Origin of the sequence: Corallococcus llansteffanensis (assembly GCF_003612055.1) — a bacterium.
In the GTDB taxonomy this organism is placed as follows: Bacteria; Myxococcota; Myxococcia; order Myxococcales; family Myxococcaceae; genus Corallococcus; species Corallococcus llansteffanensis.
In genome coordinates this window covers 23,534-41,358 of sequence record NZ_RAWB01000004.1, presented here as the reverse complement: position 1 = coordinate 41,358, position 17,825 = coordinate 23,534, and the positions used below count along the sequence as shown (strand labels likewise).

Genomic DNA, 17,825 nt, shown 5'->3' with positions numbered 1-17,825 from the left:
CTAGAGCTGGCGGGGTGGGCCGTAGATCTGCTGGAGGAGCGCGTAGGCCTGAGGGTCATTCGCCTGGACCCATTGGGCGCCATTCGCCCCCTGCCCCTTGTTCCGCCCGAAGTAGGCGGCGGAGAGCTGGGCGAAGTACTCGTGATCATTGGAGCGGGCGTAGGTATCCGTGAACGCGCCGCCCCGGGCCACCTGGGCGTCGAAGGCCTCCCGGATGGCCTGGCGCTCCGCGTCCGTCACGCCCTGCGAGTGGATGGCGTGGGCCAGCTCGTGGATGCCGACGCTGTGATTGCCAGGGTACAGGTCCGAGCTCAGCTCGGACAGGTTCTCCTCGGGAATGGCCGTCGCGAGCCTGCCATCCGGCAGGGACACGCCCGAGGCGCCGCGCACGTCGTCCCAGGGCCGGCCATCAAACGTCGTCTGCCCCCGGAGCGATTGGAACTCCGGCAGGTCCGTCAGCTTCGTCCCCTGTGGAATGATGACCACCACATGGCCCGCGGCGCGCAACCGATCCGCGATGTCGGGCCGGGCCGCGGTCAGCTCCCGGGTCACTCGCGAGGCCTCGTTGATGGCGCTCTGACGGACGCCATTCGCGCGGACCTCCATGCCTCCGGACTGGAAGGTCTGGTTGGGCGCGAGCGGTTCCTTGTCGCGAAGCAGGAGCGACACGTGCTCCTTCGCGGACTTCGTGAAGGCCGACTCGTAACGACCGAGCTGCCGCTGCAGCATCTGGCGCTCGGCCTCCGTGGTGCCGTTCTTCTGGACGCGGCCCGTGAGGCGCTCGGCTTCCGCCAGGGTCACCTTTCCATCGAAGCGCGCCCGGTGGACCTCGGCGCGGACCTGCGCCGGTGAGTTGGACTCGGTGTTGCGGGGCTTGAAGTGGGCCACCTTCGACAGCGTCTTCTGCGCCGCGGGCTCGAACAGGTCGTTCTGGTGCGTCAGCTTGCGCTTCAAGAGGTTCCGCTCGTCCGCGGTCACCCCTTCCTTCCTCGCCGTCTTGACCAGGGCCTTGGCTTCCCCGTTCGTGACGCGACCGTCCTTCATTACGGTCTGGAGCTTCTGGTTGAGGCGTTTCGTGCCGCCAATGGACGTCATGGCTCTCCCGGGAAGGACGCCCCTCTTTCCTAACATGGGCGTGGATTCCCAGTCATTCCGGTCAGGTCCGCTACACGACACAGCTGAAGGCCGGGAGCGCGGCGCGGAACACGCGGTCCCGCAGGTGCGTCGCGCCAATGAAGGTGGACGCCACGCCGGGCCGGCACCCGCTGCCCCGCCAACGTCTGTCGCGGGGCGTCGCTTCGCACGATCCGCGAGGCGACGCCCCTGCACGGCCTGCGGGTCAGTACAGCTCGGCAGTCGCGAGGTACGGGAGGCTCGTGCTGTTCTCTCCGCCCACCACGAGCACCCGGCCGTTGGAGAGCCGTGTCGCGGTGTGCGCCCGGCGAGCCTGGATGAGCGTGCTGGTGTTCGACCACGTGCCGGAGGCATACACCTCGACGCTGCCGAGGATGGCCGTGGTGCCCGTCCCGCCCGCCACGAGCACTCGGCCATCTTGCAGCGACGTCGCCGTGAAGCGCGCGCGGGCTTGAATGAGTGCCCCCTTGGCGGTCACGGAGGGGGCCTTGAAGAACGGATCGACCAGCTCGGTCGTGGTGAGGGAGGCGCTGGTGCCCGTCCCCCCCGTCACGACCAGCTTGCCGTCATTCAGCAGCGTCGCGGTGTGCCAGGCACGGGCCTGGGCGAGGGTCAGCGCGCTCACCGCGCTCCAGGTGCCGGTCGTCGGGTTGTATTGCGCGGCCGTGGCGAGGGCCGAGGTGATGGCGGTGGTGCTCTGGCCGCCCACCACGAGGACCTGCCCCGGCGTCATCTGGAACATCGCGGGCAGCAACGTCGCCGTGTGGTTGAAGCGGACCGCTGGCAGCGAGCCCGTGGAGGTCCAGAGGCCCGTCGCCGGATCATACAGTTGCGCCGTGGCGAGAGCCGCGGTGCCAAAGCCTCCCACCACGAGCACCCGGCCATCCGGCAGCAGCGTCGCGGTATGGGAGTACCGGGCCTGGGCCAGCGAGCCCGTGGAGGTCCAGAGGCCCGTCGCCGGATCATACAGCTGCGCCGTGGCGAGGGCCGCAGTGCCAAAGCCTCCCACCACCAGCACCTGGCCGTTGCTCAGCAGCGTCGCGGTGTGGAAGTAGCGGGCCCCGGTGAGTGCGCCCGTGGGGGCCCAGATGCCGGTGGCCGGGTCATACAGCTCCGCGCTCGCCAGCGCGCCGGCGGGCCCCTGCCCTCCCACCACGAGCACCCGGCCGTCCGGCAGCAGCGTCGCCGTGTGGTAGCGGCGGGCCTGCGCGAGCGGCCCGGTCGGCTTCCAGGTTTCGACGGCCGGGTCATGCAGCTCGAAGCCGCGCAGGGTGCCGCTGGGGCCGAGCCCCGCCATGACGAGCACCTTCCCGCCGGGCAGCGCGGTCGCGGTGTGCCAGGCGCGGCTCGTCGTGAGCGGAGCGGAGGTGTGCCAGGCGCCAAGCACCGGCTCGAAGAGTTCGGTGCTGGAGAGAAAGCCGGTGGCGACCTTGCCGCCCGTCATCAGCACCTGGCCATCCGGCAGCAGCGTCGCTGTGTGGCTGGAGCGCCCCACCGCCATCGAGCCCGCCGCGGTCCACGCGCCGGTGGCCGGGTCATACAGTTGGGCCGTGGCCAGGGCCGCGGTGGCGCCATCTCCGCCGGCCACCAGCACCTTGCCACTGTCCAGCAGCGTCGCCGTGTGAGCGGAACGCGCCGTCAGTGCACCCGTCGCGGTCCACGCGCCGGTGGCCGGGTCATACAGTTGGGCCGTGGCCAGGGCCGCGGTGGCGCTCCTGCCGCCCGCGACGAGCACCTTGCCGTTGTTCAGCAGCGTCGCGGTGTGGAGGGAGCGCGCCACCGCCAGGGAGCCCGTCGTCGTCCAGGAATCGGTGGCAGGGTCGAACACCTCGCTGGTCGCGAGGGGGGCGCTGGCCCCCAGACCGCCGGTGACGAGCACCCTGCCATCGGACAGCAGCGTCGCCGTGTGGAGGCTTCGGGCCTGCGCGAGCGAGCCTGTCGTCGTCCAGGTGCCGGTGGCCGGATCCAGCAGTTCGCAGGTGGCGAGCGCGCCGCTGGCGTCCTTTCCGCCGGTGACGAGCACCCTGCCATCCGTCAGCCGCGTGGCCGTGTGGCTGTCGCGGGCCTGGGCCAGCGGGCCGGTGACGGACACGGTGCCCGTGGTGGGGTCCGCGAGCTCGGCACTGGAGAGGGGACCGTTGGCGCCCAGCCCGCCCACGACGAGCACCCGGCCGTCGTCCAGCGGCGTCGCGGTGTGGAGCTGGCGGGCCTCGGCCAGGGTCGGAGTCGGAGCCCACGAGCCCGTGGTCGGGTCGAACACCTCGGAGGTCGCGAGCGCGCCGTTGCTACCGACGCCGCCCACCACGAGCACCCGGCCATCGAGCAGCGTCGTCGCCGTGTGGCTGGTGCGGGGCTGCGTGAGACGGCCCACCGTGGAGGAACCGGTCGCGGGGTCATACACCTGGACCGTCTTGCCTCCGCCCGCGAGGAGCACCCTGCCCTGGGCCAGCAGGGTCGCGGAGTGAAAGGAAAGACCCTCCGCCATCGCGGCCGTGGCGGCCCAGGTGCCCGTGGCCGGGTTGTACGCCACGGCCGTGGCGAGGCTGACGTTCGCGTTGCTTCCCCCGGTCACGAGCACCCGGCCATCGGGCAGCAGCGTCTGTCCGGCATAGGCGCGGTACACGGGAAGCGCGCCCGTCGTCGCCCAGGTACCGGTCGCCGGATTGTAGAGCAGGCACGAGGAGTAGTAGGCGCCGGCCGCGGCACGCCCGCCCACGAGGAGCACCTTGCCATTGAGCAGCGCCGTCACCTGGTGCGCGTAGCGGACGTTCGGCATCGAGCCGGTGGTCGCCCAGGTGCCGGTGGCCGGATCATACAGCTCCGCGCTGGCGAGGATGTTGGACCCCGTGACGCCGACGCCAAGGCCCCCCGCCACCAGCACCTTGCCGTTGTTCAGCAGCGTCACCGAGTGGAAGTAGCGAGCCACCGAGAGCGCGCCCGTGGAGGACCACGTTCCCGTGGCCGGGTCATACAACTCCGCGCTGGCGAGGGCGCCGACCTCACCGCTCCCCCGCCCTCCCGTCACGAGCACCCGGCCGTCGGGGAGCAGCGTCGCCGCATGGTTGAAGCGGCCTTGAGCCAGCGAGCCGGTCACGGACCAGGTGCCGGTGGCCGGGTCATACAGCTCCGCGCTGGCGAGGGCGTTGATGCTGGAGACAAGTCCTCCCACCACGAGCACCCGGCCGTCAGGCAGCAACGTCGCCGTGTGGTTGTCTCGCACCGAGGACAGGGTCGCCGTGGAGGTGAGCGCCGCCGCGGCGCCCTGCCCCCACGGTCCCTCCCGTGCCAGGTCGGGCCCGCAGGCGGTGAGCGCCAGCATGAGCGCCACGTTGAGCGGGGTGAGGGACTTCGCACGGTGAGGCCGGCATCGCGGCTCGGAGGAGGCACGCGAGGGAGCTTCGGAGGATTCGACGTGGGGCATGGGGCTGACGCTTTCGAGCGTGGGAAGGCTTCGGCTCCGGAGTGGGGAGCACGGCCTCACCCTAGGTCATCCGGGATGACTCTTGGAGTGACGGGGCGGTGGGCCCGTATCTCCGCCGTGCGCTACCACGGGCGCACGGTGGTGCCCCACCCATGGAGCGAGGCTTCCAGGGGGCGTTTCCAGGGGTGTTCCAGGGTGGTGCGGATGCCCATCTCCTTCGCGGCATTGAGCAGGTGGAGGTGCCACTGCACGTGCTCGCCGGACAGCCGGGTGGCGGCGATGGCCAGCGCGCTCGCGCCCAGGGAGTAGCCGCCGAAGACGAGCGGGCCGCTGGCGGAGTCCTCCGGGCCCTTCACCCCGCGCGGCCACTCGCGGCAGGCGGCGAGGGGCACGGCGTTGCCGGCGGGATGGTCGCAGTAGCCGTCCACCAGCGTGGCCGTGAAGCGCCGTGCCGCCGGGTGCGAGGCCATGGCCAGGAAGGCACCCGTCCACGCCAGCGTGGTGCCGCGTTGCGTGGGCTCCACGAGGCGCCCCTTCGCGTCCACCTTCGCGGGGAAGCCGGTGGGCAGGTCCGCCAGTTCGATGAGGCGCGCGACGAGTCGCTCACCCGCGGCCCGCGAGTCCGCGTTGCCCCGGAGCCGCCCGTGCAGCAGCAGCCCCGCCGCGGCCGGAGCGCTGTCGCAGGGCCAGATGGTGCGCCCGAAGCTGGGCAGCAGGAGCTGTCGCGAGAGCGCCTCCACGAGCTGTGCGGCCAGTGCGTCGAAGAGGGCGGTGGACTCCGCGTCCGCGAGCCCGGCGCGCTCCATGCCCGCGAGCATCAGCAGCACGTAGCCCCGGTAGAGGACGCTGGGCGGGAGCGTGTGCCCCGCGACGTGCGTCCCCTTCTGTGCATTGAAGGGGTGTCGGGCCCGTCCGAGCGCATCCGCGAGAAGGGCCTTCAGTCGGCGCTGCGTGTCCGGAACCGGGTGCCCGTCCAGCGCGGCCTGGATGAGGATGAACGACAGGTGCGCATCGCAGAGGAGCTGCGCCTCGATGAAGCTGCGGCCCGCGTCACCGAGCAGCTTCGGCTCGCAGCCCTTGCCGAGGATTCGCTGCTCCAGCGCAGCCAACGAGTCCCTGGGAAGGGCGGCTGTCGTGGGCTCCGGCGAGGGAAGGGGCGCGGTGGTGCCTCCGTCGGTCGGCGTGCCTTCCGCGCGGGCAGCAACCGGGAGGCAGAAGGACAGCACCAGGAGCGGGAGCAGCGCCCGCGGGCCGCGGAAGGAAGAGGAGGCTTCGGACATGCGCGGAGACGTCACCACGTCCCCGTGTTCCCAGGCCGACCGGATGGCCAGCGGTCACGGCCTGAGGCGGAACGGTCATTCCGGCCGGGTGACCGGCGGCCCACGGCAGCCCCTACGCGTGAGCGCGCCAGCGCGTCGACGGTGGATACGCGCTGCCTCTGGCGCCGACAACGTCAGGGGGAAGACGGTAGAGTCCGTCGACTCCGGGCGGATTCCTTCCCGCCGCCCGGCTGAAAGGAATCCGCCGTGTTGCTTCTGAAGGCTGTCGTTGTCCTGGCCCTCGCTTCGGCACCTCCCGCGAAGCCGGCGGCCAGTGCTGGCTGTGCCACCACCAACATCGAGACCGCGCTCAAGCACCTGGAGGCCCACCTCAAGGCGACCGCGAAGCCCGAGAAGGAAGTGGATCCAGACGATGAATCCGGGCCGCCCCTCGCCGAGGAGTTCATGGGGCTGACCTGGAAGATTCGCGACGTGCCCAACGGCTACATGTCCACGGTGGGCGAAGCAGGCACGACCTACGAGGCCGCCCTCTTCAAGAACCCGGAGGGCTATCACCTGGCGCTCGTGGCCACCGGGGACTCGGTGGTCAATACCGCCGCCTACCGGTGTGACAAGTCAGGCCTCAAGCTCGAGAAGGACGCCCTCGAGGTCCCCCTCGGGACGGCCATCCAGCTCTACGCCAACGCGGGGCTCATCGCCCCCAAAGGCAAACCCGGGCTGAGCCAGAAGACCCTCCGGGACTGGGGCGGCTCCATCGTGGCCTACCACCTGCCCCGCCAGGGCCGGGTCGTCCGCCTCACGGCCTTCGTGGATGAGCCAGACTCCGTCTATGGCACTGAACTGGGCATCCTCGAGTATTCCCATTCAAAGTTTCGGGTCCTCCCGCCCGAGAAGAAGAAGGCGCGCTGAGCCGGGGAACGGCAGCGGTCCCGGTGACGGACTGGGAGTGGAACGACCCTGGGTTGTCATGGACCTGAATGTCTTCAGGAACGCGCGTGTTTGACATTCAATCCGCTCGCTCTGTATAGGCTGCCCGGTTTTTCAGGAATCACTTTCAGTGAAAACCGGGTGGCGCTTTGACAGTGAGCAGCGGAAGGCTTGCCGTGGTCCTCGTGTGTCTGACGGGGCTTGTCGCATGTGACGCCGGCAGGGCTCCGGAAGTGGAGGGCGGCGAGTCCCTCACCCAGGTGGAGGCCGCGCTCGACGGAGGGAGCGTGGAGCTGCGGTCGAACGTGCTGAAGGGCACGGTGCGGCTCACCAACCAGAATCCAGAGGTGTTGGCGGTGCTGGCGGCGGACCCCTGGGTCCAGGACGCGGGCATCGTCACCGCGACGAGCACGGCGCCCGAAGGGTTCCGGGCCACCGCCAGCCCTTCGGAACGCATCAGCCCGCTGGAATACCGCTTCGAGATGTTGGTGGAGGCAGGCGCCGGGGGAGACGCGGGCGTTGTCTACAGCGTCTCCGCCACGCGGGGAGGCTATGCCCACCCGAGCCTGTCCGGCGTGACGGTCCGCCCCGTCGCGGTGCAGCCCGAGCCCACGGACGTCACCGTCCAGAGCTGCATGGGCCTGGTCCAGTTCCGGTTCGGAACGGATGAAACCTGCCTGACGCGCGTGCCCCTCGCCGCGCTCAACATCCGGAACTTCCCCTTCCACGGCACGGGGCCCTACACGGCCTATGTCAACGCGGGCACGCCCCAGGCCACCACGCTCACCTATGCCCTCTCCAGTTCCACGGGCACGGTCACGAGGACGATCCCCGTGCAGGTCGGCGCTGCATGCGACGAGGTCGTCCGGATGTGCATCCCCGTGGCGCCCCCGGAGCCTCAGGCCGTGGGCTCATTGACAGGCCCCTTCGAACTCCACGGTGAACCCATCCACCCCGCCCAGTCCTCGGTACGGCTCCTGATTCCGGGACCCAACTCCCGGAACCTGGTGCTGCACGGCCCCTGGCGTCCCGTGAGCGCCCCGTCAACCTGGTGGACGCTGTCCGGCCTGCCCGTGGACGCCTATTCGATGAATGCCATTGTGTATCTGCGCTCGGGCCGGGCCTTCACGGAGGCCTACACGCCCAACCTGGAGCCCTTCTCCGTCGTGGCGGGGCAGACCACCCCCATGACACGGCAGGTGGACGGGGTGACGCGTCACGCTTTCGACATGCACCCGGCCTATTTCTATGGTGCCGTCCGATTGGCGGATCCTTTCACTCCAGCGCATCCCGGCGCCCGGAGCACCCTCCAGTCCCTCTTCTTCGAGGCGGACATCGATACCAACGGGGATGGCACCCCGGATGTCGTGAGTATCGGAAACCGGGGGACGTCCTTCGTGGCGGAGGCGCCCGGAGGCTCCAGTCGGACCTCCTTTCCCGGAACGTTCGATGCGGCGCGTGGCGAGCTGGCTTCCACGTATGAGCACGTGCTGCCGGGCCCCCATGATTTGACGTACCGCTGGTTCCAGGGCGCGATGTACCTGCGCTTCTGGTCCGAGCCCGCGGGCAGCACTCCCTTCACCACGCGGCCGGGGCTGTATGAGCCAGAGCGCTACCGGTACGGCTCGCTCTCGCTCCGCACCCAGCCCACGAGTGGCTACACCGCCGACCTGGGCCCCGGGGAGCGCTTCCGCATCGACCACGAGTACTGCTTCAACGAGGTGCAATTGCAATACACCTCCGCGCAGGGGCGCTTCTTCAACCCCACGGTGGAGGTGTCCGGACAGTTCACGGGCAAGGATTGGCGCGGCCAGCCCGCGGCCTATGTGGCGAGCGGCCTCTTTCAGGGAACCCCCGCCGCCGTGAACGTCCCGAACCCCGCCCAGTACGCGGAAACCCAGGGACAGATCTCCCTGGCGCTGCCCCAGGGCGGGTTCACCCTCCGCCCCGGGGCCTCCATGGTGAGTGATTCAGGCACGGTGAACACCGCCACCTTCGCGCCCCTGGGCGTGACGCTGGGCTGCGGGCAACGGCTCAAGCTGGTGCCGCCGCTGGCCGTGAGTCTGGACGGGGCGCCGGGTTGTGCCACCTCTGCTTCTGGGACGGTCTCCGGACAGGTGAGGAGCCTGCCCGCGCAGGTGGACCGCATCTGGTACCGGCTCAACGGCGGTCCGGAGGTCACGCTCTGCACGAACTGCGGCACCGACCCGCGCTTCTCCTTCCACGCGCCTTTGCAGGCCTGTGACAACGCCATCCAGGTCTTCGCCTTCAGCGAAGGCATGGCCGAGCCGGCCACCGCCCTCGAGCAGCGCGTCTGGGACGACCCGGTGGATGGCCCGTCATGCGGGGCCGGCTCCTGCGTCAACCGGCCGCCCGTGGCCCGCTGCCGGAGCGTGACGGTCCCGGCGGGCGGTGCGTGCAGTGGCTGTGGCTCGGTGGATGACGGCTCGTATGATCCGGACCCGGGCGACACCGTGAGCTGCGTGCAGACGCCGGCCTGCCCGTACCCGTTGGGCTCGCACCGGGCGACGCTGACGTGCACGGACAGCGCGGGCCTGAGCGCCTCGTGCGAGGCCACGGTGACGGTCCGGGATGAGACCCCGCCCGCGGTCGTGTGCGGCGCCGTGCCGGAACTGGAGTGTGGCGGCGGCGGCGCGACCGCGAGCTTCACGGCGACGGCCACGGACAACTGCAGCGCGGTGACCCCGGACTGCACGCCGGCTTCCGGTGGCCTCTTCCCGCCGGGCACCACCATCGCGACCTGCACGGCCACGGACGGCGCGGGCCTGCGCTCCCAGTGTACGGTCCCGGTGACGGTGCGGGACACGCAGCCGCCCACGCTCGTCTGCCCTGCCCCCGTCATCGTCGGACGCACGGGCCCGGAGGGCGCCACGGTGGTCCCTGGCATGGCCACCGCGAGCGACACCTGCGCTCCGCCCCAGGTCTCCGGCCCCGCGGCCGGCGTCTACCCGGTCGGCACCACGGCCGTGACGTACACCGCCACGGACCTGGGCGGAAACCAGGCCTCGTGCGTGTCCACTCTCCACGTCACGGACCCGGAGCTGGGCAGTCCCCCGAACGTCACGATGTGCAACCTGCCGCGCTACACGCGTGAGACGAACCTCATGGCCTGCGGCTGGACCACGCCCGTGCCGGGCAACGCGCCCATCGCCACCGCATTCTTCCGGGTGGACGGAGGCGCGCCCATCCCCGTGACGCCGGACCTCAGCGGAGGCTTCGTCATCACCTGGCTGGACCTGGCCGAGGGCACTCATTCCGTGGAGCTGACCGCCATCGACACGCGCGGCGCCATCCTCCAGCGGCAGACGACGGTGACGGTGGACCTCACGCCGCCCGTGCTCACCCTCCTCTCCCCCCTGCCGGACGAAGTCCTCGCGAGCCCCGTGGTCGCCGTGCGGTCCTCCGTCCAGGATGCCTCGCCGACGACGGTGCTGACGCAGTGGGTGGAGTCCAGCCGGATCGAGAGCGGCACGGGCACGGTCACCCATACGGTGGACCTGGTGAACTGGGGCCAGGTCGCATTGCTGATCAGCGCGACGGACGCGGCGGGGAACACCACGCAATGGCTGACGCAGGTCTTCGTCGGGTCCACACCGGCCTCCGTCCAATGACCTCCGGAGCCGGAGCGCCACGAGCCGTGAGCCTCCGGTTCAGCGTGGCTTCGCGAGGCCGGGCCTCCTCGCGAGCCGCGCCTCCAACCCGTCGAGCCACACGCCCAGGCCCAGCTCGAACAGCTCATCGAAGTCGAGGTCGAACCCCGTGCGCAGGCCGGTCAGCACCTTCTCGAAGTGAGGGAAGCGCCCCGACGTCGCGACACGGAAGAAGTTCGCCTCGTTGCGCCGCATGAACTCCTCGTCGTTCATGCCGGACTGAGCAACGGCGTCGGCCTCGGACTCGAGGTTGACCGCGATGCCCTGCACGAACGCATGGAGCAACACGTGGACGCGCATCGCCTCCTGCGCCGGCAGCCGCGTCTCCTCCAACGCCCGCATGACCCAGTCCGCGAACGCGAGCGCGTTCTCCTGCGGCTGGGGCCGCGTGAGGTTCACCACGCGCGCGAGCCAGGGATGGCGCTTGAAGACGCGCCACTCCAGCCGGGCGGCCAGCTCCAGCTGCGCGCGCCACCCGGCCGGAGGCTTCGCCGGCAGCGGCTCCTCCGCGAAGGCGAGTTCCGCCATCATGAAGAGCAGCACATCCTTGCTCGCCACGTAGCGGTAGAGCGACATCACCGGCTGGCCGAGCTTCGACGCGACCCCGCGAATGGACAGCGCCGGCAATCCCTCGTCATCCGCGATGGCGATCGCCGCGCGCACGATGCGCTCACGCGTCACGTCCGCCGAGCCCCGCGCCGCACCGGACCGGGACGGCCCTCCGGCGACGACCGTCCCGATGCGCGGCACGGTCTTCACCACGCCCTCCTGGGCCAGCGTCCGCAGGGCATGCGCCGCCGTCGCGAGCGCGACCTTCCACCGCCGGGCAAGCTCCCGCGTGGAGGGCAGCCGGTCACCGGGCTGCAACGCCCCGGTGCGCAGCTGCCGCTTCACGTCGTCGACGATGCGCTGGTACGGAGCCATGGCCATGGTCTCTTGTACTAGTACAGCGGGTCCGTGGGCGCAGCCCCTGCCCCACGCATCCCGCCTGAGCTAGTACACCCGGCGACATCCTCCGGGGTCCCGTTGTGGAGGAAGGCGTCTGCGTACACCGTACGCACCATGACCCATCCCCACGTCCTTGTCGTTGGAGCAGGAATCGCAGGCCCGTCACTCGCAGGGTGGCTCTCCCGGCAAGGCTGGCGGGTCACCGTCGTCGAACGCGCCCGCGCTCTGCGCACCGGCGGGCAGGCCGTCGACTTCCGGGGTCCCGTGCACCGCGCCGTGCTGGAGCGCATGGGGCTGTGGGAGGCCATCCATGAACGGCGCACGCGGCTGGGGGCCCAGGCCCTCGTCGATACCACGGGCCGGACGGTGGCAGAGCTGCCCGCGCTGATGATGAGCGGGGACGTGGAGCTCCAACGCGGGGACCTCTGCCAACTGCTCTTCGAGCGCACCCGCGAGCAGGTGGAGTACCGCTTCGGGGACAGCCCCACCGCGCTCCACGAAACGCCCCAGGCAGTGGAGGTCGAATTCGAGCAGCACGCTGCGGAGCGCTTTGACCTGGTGGTGGGCGCGGATGGCCTGCGCTCGAATGTGCGCTCACGCGTCTTCGGTGTGAATGAACGCCACCTGAGGCACCACGGTTTCCGCGTCGTGGGCTGCACGCTGCCGAACGTGCTCGGCCTGCGGCAGCGAGGCGTCATCTACAGCGAGCCCGGCCGTGGGGTGTGCGTCACCAGCGCCCGTGCCGAGGACGAAGCCCGCGCGCTGTTCGTGTTCACCGGCGCGCCCCTCCGGCCCCACGAGCATTCCCCGGACGCGGCGCGCGAAGCGGTGTCCAAGGCCTTCGCGGGCGCGGGCTGGAGGACCGCGCAGCTTCTGGAGGCGCTGCGCGGGGCGGAGGACCTCTACTTCGATGCCATCAGCTCCGTCCGCCTCCCGCGCTACTCACACGGGCGCGTGGTCCTGCTGGGAGACGCGGCGTGGGGCGGCACCCTGGGAGGACAGGGCACACCCCTGGCGATGGTGGGTGCCTACGTGCTCGCGGGGGAGCTGCTCGCGAATCCGGGTGCGCACGCCCAGGCGTTCGCGCGCTTCGAGGCCCGGCTGCGGCCCTATGCGACGAAGTGCCAGGGCGGTGCGAGCCACGTGGGCGGGTTCTTCGCGCCCCGCACACGGGCCGGTCTGTTCCTGCGCAATCACATCTATGGACTCCTCACCACGAAGCCGCTGGAGCGCGTGTTCGAGAAGCTCGTCACCCACGCGGCCACCGGGTTCATGCTTCCGGAATATGCGGATGCCTTCAGCTCCCCGGGTCACTTCCAGACCGGGGCTCAGGGGAAGGCCTGACCGATCCAACTGCCCTGGTTGTAGTGCACGTTGGGTCGGGCCATCAGCCCGACGCTGCTCGCGGCCTCGAACAGCACGACGATGTCCGAGCCTCCGAACTGGAAGTAGGCGAACTCCTCGCCCTTGTGCAGCTTCTTGCCCACCTCCGCGGTCATCACCACGGAGGACACCTGCGCCATTCCAATGGGCAGCACCGCCACCAGACCCGCGGGCGTGTCCAGCACCAGCAGGCCGCGCGCCTGCGCGAACTGGTAGCCCGTGCCGTCCTCGGCATCCATCTGGCGCAACGCGTGGAGCCGGTGCGTCCCGTCCGCGTCCGGCGCCGCCACGACGTCCAGGTACACCTGGCCGTGAATCACGCGCGACTCCAGCACCCTGCCGGGCAGCGGCACGTGCAGGCGGTGGTAGTCCGTCGTGTTGAGGAAGCTGTGCATGAAGACGCCGCCCTTGAACCGCTCGCGGTAGGGGCTGCCCTCCAGCAGCTCCATGACGGACCAGGTGAGGCTCTTCACCGTGATGGTGGACGCCTCGTTGATCTGCCACCACCCCACGAAGGTGGAGTCCGCTGGCGAGACAATCACCCGGTCATCCCCGATGGACGCGATGGGCCGCATCCCCGGCTTGTAGTTGCGGGCGAAGAACTGGTTGAAGGTCTTCCAGCCGCTGGGGGCCGGCATGTACTCGGTCATGTTGTAGGCCGGGGCGTCGTAGAACGAGCGCAGCGACTCCGGCGTGAGCGACTCGGGCGTGTCCAGGAAGCGCCCCCAGGCGTTGGCGTAGGCCACCATCCACCGGGAGAGCTCCGTCAACTCCGGCGCCTGCTGGCCCGGGAGGATGCGGTTCTGGAGCTCGCGCACCGGCTTCTGGTCCAGGAAGAAGTAGAACTCGCAGATGTGATTGTAGATGTGCCGGCCGTTATGCGTCTCGGAGGGCACCCACTCCAGCAGGCCGCTCATCCACTGGAGGTAGTCATCCAGGTTCTCGATGTGGCGGAGGGCGGGCACATTGTAGCGCCGGGCGTCCTGGATGGCCTGGGCGAACCGGTCCTCCCAGCCGTTCCGGGCGATGAGCTGCTTCAACTCCTGGACAACGGGCTGCAAGGGCTTGTCGTGGGGGTTCATGGGCTCTCCTTCAGGCATACAGCGTGTAGATCGCCACTCCCGCCAGGATCAGCGCGGGAGGAATGGAATACAGACAGACACGGTCCAGCCCCCGGGTGAGCCGCAGGGCGCGGGCTTCGTACGCCGTGCCCTGGGAGCGCTTCACCAACTGGTGCACGCAGAGGCTCTCCACGACGAGGAGGAACAGCACCGCCTGGCCGCCGAACATGAAGTAGTCCATCACGCACAGGTAGGCGATGCGCGGCAGGATGGTGCTGGCGATGTAGTTGTGGGCGATGATCGCCAACAGCGCGGTGATGCAGATGCCGCTGCGCTCGCCCAGGCTCTCCGGGTCCAGGAAGAAGACCACGCAGGGGGCCAGCACGAGCAGCATCAGGACCAGGATGAGCTTGAAGACGTAGTACTGGGGACGCCGCTCGACGTGGACGGTGATGTTGAAGCGCGAATAGCCGACGTCGTCGAAGAAGGTATAGCGATGCATCCCGGTTCCGACGCGGACCCCGTGGAGCTCCCACTCCGACGGACCGTTGGCGGCCAGCTCCAGGACGTCGTCTCCATGAAGGGGGGCGTTGCACTCCGCGAGCGACTCCGCCCGCTGGAGTGGCCCCTGCACGAGCTCATGGACCAGCACCAGCTCCTCCTTGGAGTGCTGGAAGTCCTCGATGAGGATGGGCAGGTCCTGTTCGTCGAAGGGGAACAGGCGCAAGTCCAGGTTGCTGGCGAGCGTGACCCGGTAGCGGTTCACCGTCTGCACGACGCCGGGCGCCACCAGTTGATAGGTGTCCTCCTCCAATTGCTTGGAGACGCTCTTGGCGTTGATGATCTCCAGGTTCGGGCGCCACGCGGGAGGCGCGTCCAGGTTCCCGAGCGGCGTGTCGACGAGCGTGGGGTCGTACCAACGCAGCCGCATGTAGAAGTCCGCGTCGAAGGTCTCGTTGACGTCGTCAACGCTGCTCAAGCCCGACAGGGCGAAGCTCACGTAGACCTTGCGCGGCCCAGCCCCTGGCGGCGCCTCCGCCGCGCTCACGTGGGGGGACAGGAGCAAGCCGAGACAGAGCAACATGCCCCAGGCCCGGTGAGTCATGACCGAGCCAGCTGCATCCACTGACCGCCTGCGGCGCGCGTGCATGCTCCTGGCTGGTGCATCCGATATGCCGCCCTCAGGACAGACCGCCGCCCCAGGCCCCTGGCTCCGGCGTGTGCGGACAGGAGCCCAGGCGTGCGTTCCCGTGGAACGCGGACTGCGTGCCCGTGCGACGCGGCGTCAGGCTGTCCGCCATGACCTACCAACGCGCCCCGGTGAAGGCTCCGGGTGACTTCACTTGCCGCACGGGCCGCGCTATCACGTTTTGGCGTGATAGCCGTCCGCCCCCTGCAGCGCGCCGCGAGCGCCACCCTCGTCCTCGCCTTCGTAGGCTGCGGCTCGGCCACCACCGGCACCGTCGGCCGCCCTGCGTCCGCGAAGTGGGTGGGCCCGACCATCCCCAGCCCGGATGGCGGCCAGGTACGCACCACCATCTACTACGGGCCCTGGCAGTGCAGCGTCGCCTTCATGTCCCGCTGTGAGACGAAATGTGCGGCACAGGGGCATGCCCTCAGGGGCTGCATCTGGCTGGCCGACTTCAAGGGAGACTGGCAGGGGCGATTCATGCTCATGCCCGCGGCGGCTGGCGGGCGACTGGCCATCACCCACTGCTGCTGCGACTACCCGAAGGTGACGGATCTGCAGTTGCGCCGCGACAAGTGGGACAACACGCGCGAGCGCTTCCGGAATGCGTGGGGCTCCGAGTTCGGCACCTGGCCAGCCAGCAAGGGGAAGAGCTGGCCGGGGCACCACATCTTCGACCTGGCCCATGGGGGACCGCCGGTGGCGCCCGACAACGTCCTGCCTGTCCCTGGCGACGTGCACAAGGTCTTCAACGACGAATACCCCGCCTGTTACGCGCCCGGCGGGAAGTGGCTGACGCCCGGTCCTGAGCACCCCTACGTGGACTGAGGACGCCGCCATGCCCATGGACAGCCTGCTGGCGGAGTTCTCCCGGCTCCACTTTCCCAATGCACCCGCGACACCCGCACAGCTCGCCGCCTTCGAGGCGCGTGTGGGATGGAAGCTGGACGCAGACCTGCGCGCCTTCTACCTGCACGCCGACGGCGGAACCCTCTTCAAGCCGCAGCCGAACGTGAAGTACTGCATCCTGTCGCTGGACGAGATCGAGCGGGCCCGGGTCGCCATCCGTGGGAGAGACCAGGACAGCGCGGGCCCCGCTTCGCACTTCACGCTGGTGGACATGCAGGACACAAACTTCGTCATCCTGGACGCGGCCAGGCGCGAGAACGACCGCTACCCGTTGCTCGACGCCTTCCACGAGACGTACCCAGAGGAGGCACCGTGCATCGCCTCGTCCTTCGGTGAGTTCCTGGAGAAGGCCCTGCGCAGTGGCAACCGCGCCTACTGGCTGAGCGGGAGCACACCGGACGGTTGAGCCTTCGGTGGCGTCCCAGCCTCGCGCTAAGCGCCAGCGCCTCCGCCGACGCGGCGACGATGACACCAGCCGCGCGCAGGCGGGCGTGGGGCTCCACCTGGGCGGGCTTCATCCGCCCACCCTTTGACTTCACTTTCAGCAGTACCGCCTGCCCGCGCCGACAGCAAAGCAGGTCCAGGAAGCCCGGCGCGGAGACACGCTCCGCCGGCCAGCCGGCGAGCTGCAGCGCCTTCACCACCGCAGGCTCCGCGTCGTCACGCGGCTCCGCCCACCTCACCGGGCACCTGCCGTGCGTCTGTCTATGCCAGGACAGAAGGGGCGCCCGGCGCGGACCTGCTGCATCCGACGGCCGAAGGGTACGCACGCGGTGCATACCCCCAAGGGCAACCTCAACCTATTTTGTGGACACGCTCTGGGGACGCTTAAGGTCCTCAATGAATTCCTCGGTGGTTCGGACGCGCGTTGCGAGCCAAACTGGGCCTGGGCTCAGCGAGTGTGTATCAAGAAGGCGGACAAGCCGCTCCGATGCCTCCTGCAGAGCACGCACCGTGCCACGGTCGCCAGTGACGAGGATGCTTTTTTCTGTCAGCGACAGGTGGGCGCAAATGCCAGCATCCTCCGAGTCGTTTAAGTCTATGGCGAGCGAAGCTCCTGGCTTGCCAGCCTTGAGCATGTAATCTCGCGTTCGGGAAATGACGTACGATGTTGAGAAGTATGTATTTCCAATCCACGTTCGAATCTCGGCGTCGCCTGACAGCTCGTTTCGGCCAGCCATTTCCCATGATTCTCTGAGAATTGGGCCCGAAGATGCGGCCACGAAAAGTTCATCAGGAAGTTCTCTTAGCCCTTCCGACGGGTACAGGTGCGAGAGATAGTCGGCGATATGGTGAACCATCTGCCTGAAGGAAGTCTTTTGCTCTCGGTGGAGTTCTCGTGCCCTGCCTGCAGCCAACAGAAGGCCGCTTCGCACGCGCGCCTGAAGTTCAGCATGCTCGGGCGGAAGCGTTGCGTAGCCAAGCATATCAAGCGTTGATTCTACGAATTGCGCCACCGCATCCGTCGCATCAGCCGCCGGGTCAAACGTTTTGACGGTTCTTGAATACGAGTCGGACAGGACTCTCGTGTGTTTTAGTTTGAGGATTTGTCCGAGACTGTCAAAACCAATCTTCTTATCATCATCGCCTCCAAGGTGACGAAACAGCTCACTGAATGAGATTGGCGAAACGGCAATATCAACGCCTTTGGTCTTTCCGGCCTCCAGCAACTTGCTGCTTAGGCTCCGAATAGCCGATGTATCGAGGATGTAGGTAGGCTCGGTTAGGGCTTTCTCTTGCATCAGAATCCTGGGATGTCAGTAATTTCCTACAAGTGTAGCCCACATTAGCGCATGCGCGTACTGGGGCCGGCCGGGGCTGCGGGCTTGGTGCCTTCCGGTGAGGCCCTGACCTAAAGGTGTCCGTGACCCGACTTGGTGAGGATGGATCACACACTGCTAC

The 17,825-nt window shown here is 69.0% G+C and carries 12 protein-coding genes; 5 read left to right on the top strand and 7 right to left on the bottom strand.

Annotated features, from left to right (window positions below):
• The 3 genes from D7V93_RS00840 to D7V93_RS00830 all read right to left on the bottom strand — a co-directional run bounded on the left by D7V93_RS00840 (position 1) and on the right by D7V93_RS00830 (position 5,835).
• Positions 1-1,095 (bottom strand): hypothetical protein, encoded by a 1,095-nt coding sequence (locus D7V93_RS00840; RefSeq protein WP_120641493.1) that lies wholly within the window; start codon positions 1,093-1,095, stop codon positions 1-3.
• Positions 1,096-1,339: 244 nt separating this feature from the next.
• Complete coding sequence (locus D7V93_RS00835; RefSeq protein WP_158623603.1) at positions 1,340-4,453, bottom strand: Kelch repeat-containing protein; 3,114 nt, start codon at positions 4,451-4,453, stop codon at positions 1,340-1,342.
• A gap of 224 nt (positions 4,454-4,677) precedes the next feature.
• Entirely contained in the window at positions 4,678-5,835 is a 1,158-nt protein-coding gene (locus tag D7V93_RS00830) for a hypothetical protein (protein WP_244237040.1), read from the bottom strand.
• 246 nt (positions 5,836-6,081) lie between these two features.
• On the opposite strand from D7V93_RS00830, the gene D7V93_RS00825 reads away from it, so the two are divergent.
• Positions 6,082-6,744, top strand: coding sequence for a hypothetical protein (locus D7V93_RS00825; RefSeq protein ID WP_147450985.1), 663 nt, complete (start codon positions 6,082-6,084; stop codon positions 6,742-6,744).
• A gap of 194 nt (positions 6,745-6,938) precedes the next feature.
• Positions 6,939-10,394, top strand: coding sequence for an HYR domain-containing protein (locus tag D7V93_RS00820; RefSeq protein ID WP_147450984.1), 3,456 nt, complete (start codon positions 6,939-6,941; stop codon positions 10,392-10,394).
• A gap of 39 nt (positions 10,395-10,433) precedes the next feature.
• On the opposite strand, the gene D7V93_RS00815 is transcribed toward D7V93_RS00820, so the two are convergent.
• Positions 10,434-11,363, bottom strand: coding sequence for a TetR/AcrR family transcriptional regulator C-terminal domain-containing protein (locus D7V93_RS00815; RefSeq protein WP_120641489.1), 930 nt, complete (start codon positions 11,361-11,363; stop codon positions 10,434-10,436).
• Positions 11,364-11,495: 132 nt separating this feature from the next.
• On the opposite strand from D7V93_RS00815, the gene D7V93_RS00810 reads away from it, so the two are divergent.
• The gene (locus tag D7V93_RS00810; protein ID WP_120641488.1) at positions 11,496-12,725 is read left to right on the top strand and encodes an FAD-dependent monooxygenase; all 1,230 of its coding nucleotides are present in this window, start codon (positions 11,496-11,498) and stop codon (positions 12,723-12,725) included.
• Here the strand turns inward: D7V93_RS00810 and D7V93_RS00805 are convergent.
• Positions 12,710-13,846: a phosphatidylserine decarboxylase gene (locus tag D7V93_RS00805; protein ID WP_208722883.1), complete on the bottom strand. Its 1,137-nt coding sequence runs from the start codon at positions 13,844-13,846 to the stop codon at positions 12,710-12,712. The two genes, D7V93_RS00810 and D7V93_RS00805, sit on opposite strands and share 16 nt — an antisense overlap.
• Positions 13,847-13,856: 10 nt before the next feature.
• Positions 13,857-14,930, bottom strand: coding sequence for a ligand-gated ion channel (locus D7V93_RS00800; RefSeq protein ID WP_158623602.1), 1,074 nt, complete (start codon positions 14,928-14,930; stop codon positions 13,857-13,859).
• 270 nt (positions 14,931-15,200) lie between these two features.
• Between D7V93_RS00800 and D7V93_RS00795 the strand changes: the two genes are divergently transcribed.
• Together D7V93_RS00795 and D7V93_RS00790 are read left to right on the top strand one after the other, a co-directional pair.
• Positions 15,201-15,842: a hypothetical protein gene (locus D7V93_RS00795; protein ID WP_120641486.1), complete on the top strand. Its 642-nt coding sequence runs from the start codon at positions 15,201-15,203 to the stop codon at positions 15,840-15,842.
• Between the two features lie 10 nt (positions 15,843-15,852).
• Positions 15,853-16,329 (top strand): SMI1/KNR4 family protein, encoded by a 477-nt coding sequence (locus D7V93_RS00790; protein ID WP_120641485.1) that lies wholly within the window; start codon positions 15,853-15,855, stop codon positions 16,327-16,329.
• A 394-nt stretch (positions 16,330-16,723) separates the two neighbouring features.
• Here D7V93_RS00790 and D7V93_RS44345 read toward each other — a convergent pair whose 3' ends face one another.
• On the bottom strand, positions 16,724-17,665 hold the full coding sequence (locus D7V93_RS44345) for a hypothetical protein (protein WP_147450983.1): 942 nt from the start codon (positions 17,663-17,665) through the stop codon (positions 16,724-16,726).
• Between the last annotated feature and the right edge of the window lie 160 nt (positions 17,666-17,825).

What these genes read in the sequence shown, in the direction of transcription:
- D7V93_RS44345 (WP_147450983.1), bottom strand. Translation starts at nt 17,665, where the DNA reads ATGCAAGAGAAAGCCCTAACCGAGCCTACCTACATCCTCGATACATCG.
- D7V93_RS00840 (WP_120641493.1), bottom strand. Translation starts at nt 1,095, where the DNA reads ATGACGTCCATTGGCGGCACGAAACGCCTCAACCAGAAGCTCCAGACC.
- D7V93_RS00800 (WP_158623602.1), bottom strand. Translation starts at nt 14,930, where the DNA reads ATGACTCACCGGGCCTGGGGCATGTTGCTCTGTCTCGGCTTGCTCCTG.
- D7V93_RS00805 (WP_208722883.1), bottom strand. Translation starts at nt 13,846, where the DNA reads ATGAACCCCCACGACAAGCCCTTGCAGCCCGTTGTCCAGGAGTTGAAG.
- D7V93_RS00810 (WP_120641488.1), top strand. Translation starts at nt 11,496, where the DNA reads ATGACCCATCCCCACGTCCTTGTCGTTGGAGCAGGAATCGCAGGCCCG.
- D7V93_RS00815 (WP_120641489.1), bottom strand. Translation starts at nt 11,363, where the DNA reads ATGGCCATGGCTCCGTACCAGCGCATCGTCGACGACGTGAAGCGGCAG.
- D7V93_RS00835 (WP_158623603.1), bottom strand. Translation starts at nt 4,453, where the DNA reads ATGCTGGCGCTCACCGCCTGCGGGCCCGACCTGGCACGGGAGGGACCG.
- D7V93_RS00830 (WP_244237040.1), bottom strand. Translation starts at nt 5,835, where the DNA reads ATGTCCGAAGCCTCCTCTTCCTTCCGCGGCCCGCGGGCGCTGCTCCCG.
- D7V93_RS00790 (WP_120641485.1), top strand. Translation starts at nt 15,853, where the DNA reads ATGCCCATGGACAGCCTGCTGGCGGAGTTCTCCCGGCTCCACTTTCCC.